Raw genomic sequence first — 12,931 nt, forward strand, 5'->3', positions numbered from 1 at the left:
TTAACTCTTTAATTTAGAAAAATGAAAAGAATATTCTTTTTAATAATATCATTGGTTTTAGTCACATCGTGTAGTAAAAACGATGAGGCTTCAATTATTGGAACAGCAAGTGCAGATGGTGGTAATGTCACATCGGGAATTACGGTGAAACTATATTCTGAAGGCACAGATTTGCTTATGGATACGACTACGGATAGTGAAGGTAACTTCTCTTTTACAGGGTTAGAAGCCGGCAATTACTTAGTGGGTGCAACAATAACAGTTGGCGATGTCGTGTGGGATAGTGGAAATACTCCGCAAATTTTTTACGTAAGCGGTGAAATTGTAAAGGAAGTAGCGTTGACACTTACGCAGAAATAATTCTTATGAGATTTTAGTAAATCTCTGTTTTGAAGAATTAACACAATAGCCTAGAACTTATCTACTTTAAATTCTAGGCTATTTACTACCAAGAGAATCCCGATTACGGGGCAGGACCTAAATAGTAACTATTGGGTTCGGTGAAATTTAAATGCTGCTCGATTTTGATTGAGCGTATTGATTTGAGTTAGTAGTTGAAAAGCCATTTTTATTTAAAAATGGCTTTTCTTTTTTGAAGAAATTCTTACGGTTTAGCCATCTTTTATTGCAGATGGCATAAATTTGTTTTGCAACCGGAAAATTGATAAATAACAGAGTTTAACTTAAATTATTCCAGTGAATAATAGAAAAAAATATTACGAGATATATATAATGTTGTTCATCGGGTTCTCATTTGCGCGAGGGCAACAGGTGCCAAGAAGCTATGTGGCACATCGCACAATCGATGTAATCGAGGTTGATGGCAAGGCAAACGAAAAGTCGTGGAAAAACGCCGAATGGTCAGAAGGTTTTATTGATATCGAGGGAGTTGAAAAACCGACCTACAAAACCCAGATGAAGATGTTGTGGGACGAAACCTATCTTTATTTTTATGCAGAAATGGAAGAGCCACACGTCTGGGCTACACTAAAACAACGCGATACCGTTATTTTTTACAATAATGATTTTGAAATTTTTATTGATCCAGATGGGGATACCCATGACTATATGGAATTTGAAATGAATGCCTTGAACACGGTCTGGGAGCTCTTTTTGACCAAGCCTTATAGAAATCACCCCAAAGTGATTGATGGCTGGGACATTAATGGACTAAAGACTGGGGTAGACATCAGTGGCACACTGAACGATTCAAAAAATACCGATAAGGGTTGGTCGGTAGAAATCGCAATGCCTTGGGAAGCTCTGAAAGAAGCGAATACACATGGTAAACTTCCCGTAAACGAATTTTGGCGCATCAACTTTTCACGCGTAAATTGGGACTTTGATATGGAAGACGGCCGCTATTCCAGAAAAAAAGGGAAAAATGGCAAGTTTCTTCCTGAATACAATTGGGTATGGTCGCCTCAGGGGGTCATAAACATGCACGAACCCGAACATTGGGGTTATGTTTATTTTTCCGATAAGCCTGTTGGTACCGATGCTTCATTTACCATTCCTGAAGATGAACATGTGAAATGGTTTCTCTATGAAAAATACAGGGAGATAAACGGGCAGGAAGATAAAATTGACATTAAATTAGAACCAAAAGAAATTTTAGGCAAAACGATAGCTCCGCAATTTGAAATGCATTCCTTAGGTTGGAATATAAGTGTTGAGAGCCCATTTACGGGTAACGTATTATCAATTCGTGAAGATGGAAAATTTGAAAGTAAGCCGGTAAAATAATGCTATTCTTAAGAATAAAAGGGCACGTTATAACGACGTGCTTTTTTTATAAATGAGGGCTTTCAATGAGTTCCGACTATCTTCGAAAATCATATTGACCAAATTTATGCCTGTAACATGAAATATTGTTCGAAGTTTGGATAAAATTGGCTTGGCTCACCTTTTCTAAGTGTTCCTATAACCGAAATCAAACCATTCCGATATGAAAATAAACATGCTTGTTTCCAACTTATTTATTAAAAACTTTTACTTCCCGATGGTACTTGTTGTGCTATCGGTACTGATGGTTTCTTGTGCCAATTCCGAAAAAAAAGAAGCAGTGGTAGTGCAAAGTCCTGATGGTCGGTATGTGCTGAACTTTGAAATTGATGCACAGACGGGTCCTTCCTATAACATCAGGTATATGGATAAAGAAATAATAGGAACTTCGGGGCTTGGTTTTGAAATGGGTGACGGGCAAAATCCCGAAGGCGATATTCAAATCGATAAGGTTGTACCACAGGAGGTAAATTCCAGCTGGAGACCTGTTTATGGAGAAAAAAACGAATATCCCGATAAATATCGCGAAGCATTGATTGTTTTAAAAGGAGCGGGGGCGTTTTATAATCTTAGAATTCGCGCCTATAACGAAGGAGTGGCATTTCGGTATGAATTCCCAAAAAGCGAGGGTAAGATAGCGAAAGAACTTACCGAGTTTTCTTTGTCTCCCTCGGCAACAGCTTGGGCCTCTTTAAGAGCACAAAGTGCAATAGAAAAAATTAAGGTTTCCGAAATCGATTCAGTCGTCGAAAGGCCTTTGTTGGTTCAGCTAGACCAATCTTTGTTTACGGCCATCGGGGAAGCTGCATTGGTCGATTATGCACGCATGAAACTCACAAATATACCAGACCGGCCCGGAACTTTGGTGTCTCAATTAAGCAGTGAAGTAGTGCTCGGGAGTACAGTAAATAAGACACCATGGCGTTTTGTGATGGCAGCCGACAACGCGGGCGAATTGTTGGAGAATAATTACTTGTTGCTGAACTTGAACGAACCGAATAAAATTGAAAATACCTCGTGGATAAAACCGGGAAAGGTAATACGTGAAACAACGCTTACCACCCAAGGCGGAATGGCATGTGTAGATTTTGCAGTCAAACACAACTTACAATACATAGAGTTTGATGCCGGTTGGTACGGTAATGAATATGATGATAGCTCCGATGCCACGACCATAACTGTTGATCCGAAGCGCTCTAAAGGGCCACTAGATTTGTTGGGTGTTATAAAATATGCGCGAAGCAAAGATATAGGCGTCATTTTATATGTAAATAGAAGGGCTCTGGAAAAGCAATTGGATGAAGTGCTTCCGCTTTTAAAATCGTGGGGCGTGAGCGGTATTAAGTATGGCTTTGTTAATGTGGGGCCTCAAGAATGGACAAGCTGGTTACACGAGGCCGTTCGTAAGGCTGCCGACCACGGTTTGATGATCGACGTACATGATGAATATCGCCCGACTGGCTATTCAAGAACCTATCCGAATTTTATGACCCAAGAAGGTATTCGTGGAGATGAAGAATCTCCTGATAATATGATGGTCATTAAGACAATCTTCACGAGGATGATTGCCGGTGCAGGAGACCATACAAATTGCTATTTTGCACCACGTGTCGACGAAAAGATGGGTTCACATGCCTCGCAATTGGCAAAAGCGGTATGCGTGTATAGTCCTTGGCAGTTTTTGTATTGGTACGACCGCCCACAAGGTTCCAAGCCCGAAGAAGAAGGTGCCGGGGGCAGTAAAGAGTTTATACACGAAGTACCCGAGCTGGCATTTTTTGATGCACTGCCCACGGTATGGGACGATACCAAAGTTATTGGTGGATACCCAGGTGAATTCGCTATCATAGCAAGAAAGAGTGGCGACGACTGGTTTATCGGTGGCCTTAACGGGCTTGCCGAGCGAACAGTCACCATACCCTTTAATTTCTTGGATAATGATAAAACGTATGGGGCAACAATCTATTCGGATGATGCAGGTAGCGATTCGGTTACAAAGGTTTCTATTACAAACAGTAAGGTTACTGCGGCAGATGTCGTTGACTACAAACTGCTCGCTAAAAACGGTTTGGCCATCCATTTAAAAGTTGCGAAGTAGAATTTACTCTAAAGCATAAAACGGATGTAGTATTGAAAGGGCCATATTTTAAGGTATTCTAAAATTGATGAATGTTATGTTTGAACTTACTTATGAATCGCAAGCTATTGACAAATTGACTTCTGCCGATATTGAAGAAATATTACAAGAGGCAAGAAGCTTTAATGATTTACATGAGCTTACGGGTTGTCTTGTTTTCTATAATAGAAAATTTATACAAATATTAGAAGGTGACCATCAAACTGTTCAGGAAATCTACTCAAAGATTAAAAAGGATGAGCGTCATACACATGTACGACTGATTTCGGAAGACATTATAGAAGAAAGAACGTTTCCAAAGTGGGGTATGGCCTATTATCCCATAAACGATGAAAATATAAACGAAACAGAATTGCAACAGTTTCGTAGAAACTTGGGGCTATTGGCTGATTTTGCCAAGCCTACTAGTGCGACGACCTTGCTTTTCTGGAAAAAAGTTAAGTTGCTCATTCTAGAATCGCCTGAGGACCAATTATAGCTGCCTGGGGCGTTTCATCACTTCGATTTTTGGCGCTTAAGCCATAAGGGAAGAATCCCTTACGATAAGGCTTGTTTTAATTTCTACGGTCTTGGTGATAACATCGGTTTTGGGGTTTTCAATCTCCTCGATTAGAAACTTGACCGCTGTGCGACCAATTCTATCGCCAGGCTGGTCGACAGTAGTCAAGGCCGGTTGTATGATCGTCGAATTCACCGAATTGCTAAAACCGACCACTGCGATTTCTTCAGGAATTTTGACTTTAAATTTGTGGAGTGCTTTGATAGCGCCAATGGCGGCGTTGTCGGTGATGGCAAAGATAGCATCGGGACGCTTCTTCATGCTCAAAAGAATATTGGTCAGGCGTCTACCGTGAGACAACGATATGTCTTCGGTACTTAAAATTATCTTTTCCCGAACTCGAAGGCCATAATGTTTTAGGGCCCGCAAATAACCGGCATACCTTTTTTCTGAATTATATGAATTTTCGGTTTCCTTGATGATGGCAATTCGTTGTTTGCCAAGTTCTATAAGGTGTTCAACAGCGTTAAAGGCGGCTTCCTCCTCATTGATTACGATTTGGGTGCAGGGTACCTTATTTGAAACTTTATCGAACAAGACCATGGGTATGCGGTTTAAGATTGGTAATACTTCATCTATTTTTTTCGTTTTTCTTGTCAAGGACATTAGAATTCCATCTACCCCGAATTGTGACATGGTATTCAACATCTCGATTTGTTTGGCCTCATTATTATTAGACTCTGATATAATGACCCGGTACCCGCGCAATTCGGCCTCTTCCAAAATACCTTTTAAGATAGTGGAGGTGAATAAATGGGCGATATTAGGTACGATTACCCCCAATATATGACTTCTCTGTGAGCGAAATCCTCTGGCAAAAAGATTGGGGGCATAATGCATCTGCTTCGCCAATTTCTTAACGCTTACCTTGGTTTCCGAGCTAATGTCAGGGTGATCGTTCAATGCCCTTGATACAGTGGAGATCGAGAACCCCAGTTCCTTCGCTAGTTCCTTTAAGGTGATATTTCGTTTTTTCTTCATTTCCTATAAAACTTCATTGTTCAAATATATAGCATTACACAAGTAATATCGAATAATGAATTGCAAACGATACCGCAAACGTTTGCATAAGTTTTTCTTAAAATTAATGTAAAATGGGTGTCATATCCATATAATTTTACCCTCATACTCAATAATATAATAATTACTTGATTCGAAAAACTATTTAAAACTTAATGATTATGAAAAAAATTGTTTTTGCGGTAATGAGTCTTCTTTTAGGAGTGAACACCTTCGCGCAGACCGAGATTACCGGTACTATTAAAGACAACAGCGGTGAGCCCATTCCTGGGGCGAATATTCTTCTGGTTAATAGTACTTCGGGTACTACATCTGATTTTGATGGCAATTATATTTTTACGACTGATTTGACTGGCAACCAAATTCTTCGTGTTTCTTACTTGGGATTTTCCACTTTGGAGAAATCGGTTGAACTTGACGGTACATCATTAAACGTAGATTTTGTTCTTCAAGAAGGAGGGCAACAATTGGATGAGGTGGTTTTGACCGCATCTAGTACGTTCAGGTCTCAAAAGCAGGCTCCGTTGTCTATCAGCTCGGTAAAAATGAAAGAGATAACAAAGTTATCTGCAAATAGCCAGGCCGATATTCTTCGTAGCGTACCGGGTATCACCGCTGAAGGTGGTGGTGGTGAAACGGCAACCAATGTATTTGTCAGAGGTTTACCTTCTGGCGGTCAGTATGTTTTTAACCCCTTACAATATGACGGTATGCCCTTGATGAGTACATTTGGGTTGAACTCTTCTGCGCATGATGTTTACGCCAGACCCGACATAGGTTTTAAAGGTGTTGAATTTGTACGAGGTGGTTCCGCTATTTTATATGGTGCGGGTTCTGTTGCCGGTATCATTAACTATACCAGTAAAACTGGAGATACCGATCCCGGAAATATTATAAACCTCGAAGTTGCCAATCAGGGAAGATTTAAAACCGATTTTTATAGTGGCGGTCAATTGGGTGGCGAAGATTCGAATACTTTTTATGCCTTTACAGGTTTTGTACGTCACGATAGAGGTCCGATCGATACGGGACTGCCTACGAAAGGGGTACAATTTAGGGGGAATATCAAAAAGAAATTTGACAAAGGTTCTTTTACTTTATCAGGACAATTTATAAATGATAAGGCTCAATTTTATATGCCGTTGCCTTTAAAAGGCGGAAGCAGAGAGCGCTTGAATGGAAACGATGGTAAACCTGTTGAACAGTTATTACCAGGAGACTTGGCGAATACTTCTTTTTTTACACCCGGAGGTACGTACAACAGTCCAATAGCTGATGGTGTTTCTACTACAGGTGGTTATATTATGGGTGATTTTGACTATAGATTTACCGATGACCTAAGATTTAAATCTAAGGTTAGATATGCTAATTACAAACATAACTTTGCCTTATATGTTGCTGGCAATGGTGATAACGGAAATCCGATTACATTAAACAATTATGTGGAGAGTATAGCCCCCGGAAACCAAGGATACACTGCCCGTTACCAAAGCGGTAACCCGAACCAGCAAATAAATGGTTCTGACCTTGTTATCGATAACTTACATGTAGATCGTTTGCGTCCCATGACCGACTATTCTGGGGAGGCATCTTTGACAAAAGCTATAGACACCGAAAATGGGGGAAGCCATAACATTACCTTGGGGTCCTTTATCGCTCGTACCGAGGCCGAAGATGTAAACTACCAATACAGGGTATTGACAGAGTTTAATAACGACCCCCGTTTGGTCAACTTAAATTATACGGATGCCGGAGGAAATAACGTTGTTTATTCCACTGGCGGACTTTACAATCGTATCGGGCAGACAGCGAATAATTTTCTATCTCAGAACCGTGTTGCATTTTATTTGACTGATGAGATGATTTTTGACCGGTGGCGTTTTGATGTTGGTTTTAGATGGGAGCATACTGATGGTGAGTTTAATAAAGGAGGTACAACCTCGGGAACGGTTTATGACAATACCGAACTGACAACAGAATTGCGCGACGTCGAGACCGCCGATGGCAGCTTTTTGCACACTACGGTGAACGCATCGGGTTGGGCAGTCTCATTAGCAGGTCTTTATGAGTTGACCGATGTTACCAATTTATACGCTAACTTCTCGAAAGGTTATTTCTTTCCGCAGATAAGAGGTTTCGGTCCTGTTGCAGGAATTTCCGAAAATGTCTACGATCCTGAAAATATCATTCAGTTCGAAGCGGGTGCCAAATTTGGAACATCGAAATTCTCTGGATCAGTAGCTGGCTATTATGTAGCCTTAACAGATAGAATTAAAATTCTACAGGCTATCGTCGGGGGTCAATTAATCGATCAGACCCGTTCTGAGCAAGATACAAGAACTATAGGTGTAGAAGGTACAGGGGATTATAGGTTTGCAGAGAACTTTAGTTTGCGTGGTACGGCGACCTATCAAGCCCATGAAATTACGAAGAACATCGATTTCGATTTGGTAAATGGTTCTTCTACTGAAGCCAACGTAGGTAATGAATTGGCACGGCAACCTAATTTTTTGGGTTCGTTGGGTATGTATTATGATAACAATGCCTTTGATGCCAATTTTGGTTTTAATTATACCGGCAAGAAATTTACCGATGACACGAATAATATAGAATTGGATGCGATTACAATCGCACGATTAGGTGCTGGATATACTTTTGGGCAACTCGAAAACAATCAGTCGGTTCGTATTGGGTTCTCTGTGTTCAATCTTTTTGACGACAGTGGTATTACCGAGGGTAACCCAAGAGCGGGATCGGCTGGTCAGAGTGAATCTGAATATTTTGTCGGACGCCCTATTTTGCCAAGAAGGTTTTTCGTTACGGCAACCTTCAATTTCTAAAAGAAAAAATGTTAGTTAGTTGTTTGAGTGTTTTTTTTAATAGGAAAGCACATTGGTGGAGAGTGGTGTTTCTGCCAATGTGTTTTTAACTTATCTAATTTATGAATGAAAATTTAATTGACAGGGCCATAGATGTTTTAGACGCCAATTTTCAAGAAGGTGGTTTCACCATTCCGAGTAAGGGGTTGTATCCGTTTCAATGGAAATGGGATTCCGGTTTCATAGCCATTGGTTTGGCCCATTATAACATAGAACATGCGAAAACCGAGATAAAAACATTGCTCGATGCGCAATGGCAAAACGGGTTTATTCCGCATATCGTTTTTCATAGTGAGAATGATTCCTATTTTCCAGGAGCCGATTTTCATCGTTCTGAACTACATCCATATTCCTCAAAAAAATATAGATCTACGGGAATGACACAACCTCCAGTAACGGGTTTCGTATTGCAGGAAATGTATCGAATTGCCGAGGATAAAGTCGATATGTTGAATTTTATAGAGGATAGTATAGATAAGGTGTATCAAAACCACGCTTATTTTTATGCAAACCGCGACCCACAAAACGAAGGCTTGATGTTTATCTATCACAATTGGGAATCAGGTACCGATAACTCCCCTGTATGGGATGATATCTGGGAAACTATGAATCCTCCTGAATATGAGTTTGAACGAAAAGATACAACCCACGTCGATGCCGCCCAGCGACCATCAAAGAGGGAGTATGACCACTATCTTTATCTTATAGATATTGCAAAGGAGCATCATTACGACGATGCGAGAATTGCAGAATTATCGCCTTTCTTGGTGCAAGATCCGTTATTCAATGCGATGTTGATCAAATCGAATCAAGCATTGATTGATTTATATGGATTGATTGGCGGCAAAGAAATTGAGATAACCATCTTAAAAAAATGGCAGAAAAAAAGTATTGATGGGTTCAATAATAAATTATTTGATGAAGAACTAGGGGCTTATGTTCATTATGACCTGAGAAACAACAGGCCTATTCGATTTGTATCATCATCTTCTTTTTCACCTCTTTTCGCAGGCATACCTAATCAAAAAAGAGCTAAAATATTAGTAGAGACGATGCTAGACAAATTTGGTGGAGATGATAAATATCTCTGTGCGTCGTTCGACCCGACCAATGAAAGGTACGATCCACGAAAGTACTGGAGGGGTCCGGTTTGGATCAATATGAACTGGTTGCTTTATAACGGACTCAAAGATTACGGATTTACCGAAGTTGCAGAGCGAGTCAAGTCAGATTCCGTAGCACTAATTGAACGCGACGGATTTTTTGAATATTTCGATTGTCGAAAAGATACTGGAGAGACGAATAGAGTGGGGTATGGGGGAGGAGATTTCTCTTGGAGTGCAGCACTTTTAATAGACCTTTTGAAGAATTGAGACGTTGACCTTTCAGAAACTTAAGTTCAATTGTCGAATGGAAAATTAGAGAAGATTAAAGAAAATTGATCGACCTAAAACAAGCACAGTTAATTCTTGAGTTTTGGGCACAATATATTTAGAAAGAAAAGGATGTTCAATGTGTCGATTGTTAATAGAGTCAGTTGGTCATATATTGGTGAATATCCCTATGTTGTTGAAAAGAAAGGCCTCGATATGGCAGATGGCGCGATTGTAGTCAAAAGTTCCCCTGCGACTCCCTGTCACATGGGGCCAATCTTTAAAATGGTATAAGAAAATTATTTTTTATTGTAGAAAGGAGATAACTTAATCTGTATAAGGCCTAAACCAAAAATCAACTAAACACATGAACTATTTAGACTACACTGTTATAATCGTTTATTTAATCGGCTTTTTAGGGTTGGGGTTCCTGTTCAAGGAAAATAATACTTCAGGAGATTATTTTTTGGGAGGAAGAAATACTTCTTGGTTGCCATTAAGCCTATCCGCCATGGCAACCCAACTTTCGGCCATTAGTTTTGTTTCCGCACCTGCTTTTGTTGGTTTGAAGCAAGGCGGTGGCATGCAGTGGTTGACGTATGAGTTCGGCGTTCCGTTGGCGATGGCTTTTTTACTGATTGCCCTCTTGCCAACATTATATAAATCTGGCATCGTCAGTGTTTATGAATACTTGGAAAAACGTTTTGATGCTTCTTCTCGATTGTTGATCAGTTTTGTTTTTCAGATAAGTCGATCGGTCGCGACTGGGGTTATGGTCTACACCATGGCGTTGATACTTCAAGCAACGATACAACTAGATTTTTGGATATCGGTTTTGATCATTGGTGTCATTACTATGATTTATTCCTTTCAAGGAGGTATGAAAGCGGTCATTTGGGGCGATGTGATTCAAATGAGCATTCTATTCTTAGGTATCATTATCTGTTTGTTTTATGGCTTTAGTGAATTGGGAGGCATTGATAATTTCTTGACCCATGTAGACAAAGACCGTATTACGGCCGTCGATTTCAACAAATGGGGTTTCAGTAATGCCGATGGCGATGACGAATTTGGCTTTTGGCCCATGGTCATTGGCGGGTTTTTTCTATACGCATCTTATTATGGCACCGATCAAACACAGTCTCAACGGCTATTATCTTCCAGTAGCATGTCTAATTTAAAGAAATTGATGATGGCCAATGGCCTTCTTCGATTTCCATTTACCTTGACCTATTGCATCATGGGACTTGTTTTGGGAACCCTTTTAATGCAAGATGTAAGTTTTCAAGAACAGATGGAAACAGTATATCAGGCCAACATTTCTTCCTTGGAAGGCAAAAAGGCCGATTTGATGGTACCGGTTTTTATCATTAAATATTTGCCCAATGGGGTAATTGGAATCTTAATAGTAGCCATTATGTCTGCCGCTATGTCGACATTGAGTTCTACGGTAAATTCCCTCTCTGCCGTCACGATGGAAGATTTTGTAAAACGTTTTAAACCAAACATGCCGGATAAAAAATATGTATCCTATTCAAGGTTATTATCCATTTTTTGGGGTCTGGTATGTTTGTTGTTTGCCTTTTTTGCCGGCAATATAGAAGGTACCGTCATTGAGGTTATCAATAAAATAAGCTCCGTTTTTTACGGTCCCATTTTGGCGGCTTTTATGCTCGCCATCCTTACCACAAGAGTACATTCCCTTGGCGCGAATATTGGCATTGTGGCGGGAGTACTGTTCAATATCTACCTCTGGTTGTATGTGCCCGAGATATTCTGGTTCTGGTGGAACGCTCTCGGATGCCTTATGACAATTTTGGTGGCCGTAATTGTAAGCTATACCGTTAAAAGAAAGACCAACAAAGGTTTGGAAGTCGTTTTTTATGCGGGCAAAAAAGAGGTGGCCATCTTATCTGGCTATTTTGTTGCTATTGTTTTGTTCAGTTGGTATTTGCCCAATCTATTAAACTAAAATTCACCATATGATGAAATTCGTAATCGCCCCCGACAAATTTAAAGGCTCCCTTACTGGTTTTGAATTTTGCCATGCTGTGGAAGAAGGGTTGCGCATGGTACTGGAAGATGCAGAAATTATTGCAATGCCCTTGGCAGATGGTGGTGATGGTACCATAGAAGTGGTCAAACATTACATCAACGGTGAAAAGGTTACGATAACGGTGAATGATCCTTTGTTTCGCCCTGTTCAGGCCTCTTATCTCTATGCTGAGGAAAATCAAATCGCTTATATAGAAATGGCAGAGGCATCAGGACTCAAATTGTTGAATGAAGCCGAAAGAAATTGTATGCATTCTTCGACTTTGGGTACCGGTGAACTGATTGCCGATGCGCTTCAAAAGGGTGCAATTGAAATTATTCTGGGTATCGGTGGCAGCGCTACCAATGATGGGGGCATGGGTATGGCAAGTGCATTGGGCTTCCGGTTTTTAGATGAGGATGATAAAGATTTAAGACCCGTGGGGAAAAATCTTATCGCACTTCGAAAAATCGATGCGACGAAAATACACCCGAGACTCGATGATGTCGGATTCAAGGTGGCTTGTGATGTGTCGAATCCTTTATATGGTGATGAAGGTGCTGCCAAAATTTATGGAGCCCAAAAAGGAGCTTCGGTAATGGAAATCGAAAGTTTGGACTACGGTCTGAGAAATTATGCCAAAATTATTTTGGAACAATATAATATTGATCTTCAGGAAATCAAAGGATCGGGAGCTGCCGGCGGTATTGGTGGGGGTGCCATTGTCTTTCTTAAGGGGCACCTTACCTCAGGTATCGATTTGATTAAAGAATTGGCTGATTTTGATTCTGCTATTACAGGTGCTGACTGGATTATTACGGGGGAAGGCCAATTGGATGAACAGACGCTATCGGGAAAAACTATCGACGGGGTGGTTACCTCGGCAGCACAAAATAATATACCCGTAGCAGCACTTTGCGGCTCGGTAAACATTTCTGAAAAACAGCAAGAAAATTTCGGATTGACCTATGTGGTTTCTATTATTCGAGGTATTTCAAACCTTGAGAAAGCCATGGCTTCCAGTTATGCCAATTTGGTAAATGCCAGCTATAATTTTGCCAAACTTTTAAAACAACGAGCACAATAGTTCTTAAATTCACGGGCTAAATAAGTGATTTATGATGTAGAATCATATTCCTATCT

Annotated in this window: 9 protein-coding genes; 8 read left to right on the forward strand and 1 reads right to left on the reverse strand. The window is 40.3% G+C overall.

What is annotated here, in order from left to right:
* The first annotated feature begins 21 nt into the window (after positions 1-21).
* From BLS33_RS13995 to BLS33_RS14010, 4 genes are all read left to right on the forward strand, one after another.
* A complete protein-coding gene (locus tag BLS33_RS13995) occupies positions 22-360 on the forward strand; it encodes an SdrD B-like domain-containing protein (protein ID WP_089890335.1) in 339 nt (112 codons plus the stop codon).
* 372 nt (positions 361-732) lie between these two features.
* Complete coding sequence (locus tag BLS33_RS14000) at positions 733-1,746, forward strand: carbohydrate-binding family 9-like protein (protein ID WP_089890338.1); 1,014 nt, start codon at positions 733-735, stop codon at positions 1,744-1,746.
* Positions 1,747-1,948: 202 nt separating this feature from the next.
* Positions 1,949-3,883, forward strand: a complete 1,935-nt coding sequence (locus BLS33_RS14005; RefSeq protein ID WP_218129561.1) for a glycoside hydrolase family 97 protein — start codon at positions 1,949-1,951, stop codon at positions 3,881-3,883.
* A gap of 76 nt (positions 3,884-3,959) precedes the next feature.
* Positions 3,960-4,400: a BLUF domain-containing protein gene (locus tag BLS33_RS14010; protein WP_176801390.1), complete on the forward strand. Its 441-nt coding sequence runs from the start codon at positions 3,960-3,962 to the stop codon at positions 4,398-4,400.
* A gap of 36 nt (positions 4,401-4,436) precedes the next feature.
* Here the strand turns inward: BLS33_RS14010 and BLS33_RS14015 are convergent, their stop codons facing one another.
* Complete coding sequence (locus BLS33_RS14015) at positions 4,437-5,462, reverse strand: LacI family DNA-binding transcriptional regulator (protein ID WP_089890345.1); 1,026 nt, start codon at positions 5,460-5,462, stop codon at positions 4,437-4,439.
* 200 nt (positions 5,463-5,662) lie between these two features.
* Between BLS33_RS14015 and BLS33_RS14020 the strand changes: the two genes are divergently transcribed.
* The 4 genes from BLS33_RS14020 (at position 5,663) to BLS33_RS14035 (ending at position 12,875) form a co-directional block, all read left to right on the forward strand.
* Positions 5,663-8,341: a TonB-dependent receptor gene (locus BLS33_RS14020; RefSeq protein WP_089890496.1), complete on the forward strand. Its 2,679-nt coding sequence runs from the start codon at positions 5,663-5,665 to the stop codon at positions 8,339-8,341.
* Positions 8,342-8,442: 101 nt separating this feature from the next.
* Entirely contained in the window at positions 8,443-9,753 is a 1,311-nt protein-coding gene (locus tag BLS33_RS14025) for an MGH1-like glycoside hydrolase domain-containing protein (protein ID WP_089890348.1), read from the forward strand.
* Positions 9,754-10,120: 367 nt separating this feature from the next.
* Positions 10,121-11,725, forward strand: a complete 1,605-nt coding sequence (locus tag BLS33_RS14030) for a sodium:solute symporter family protein (RefSeq protein ID WP_089890351.1) — start codon at positions 10,121-10,123, stop codon at positions 11,723-11,725.
* Positions 11,726-11,735: 10 nt separating this feature from the next.
* Positions 11,736-12,875, forward strand: coding sequence for a glycerate kinase (locus BLS33_RS14035; protein WP_317039862.1), 1,140 nt, complete (start codon positions 11,736-11,738; stop codon positions 12,873-12,875).
* Positions 12,876-12,931 lie beyond the last annotated feature (56 nt).

Source organism: Kriegella aquimaris (assembly GCF_900103215.1).
Taxonomy (GTDB): domain Bacteria; phylum Bacteroidota; class Bacteroidia; order Flavobacteriales; family Flavobacteriaceae; genus Kriegella; species Kriegella aquimaris.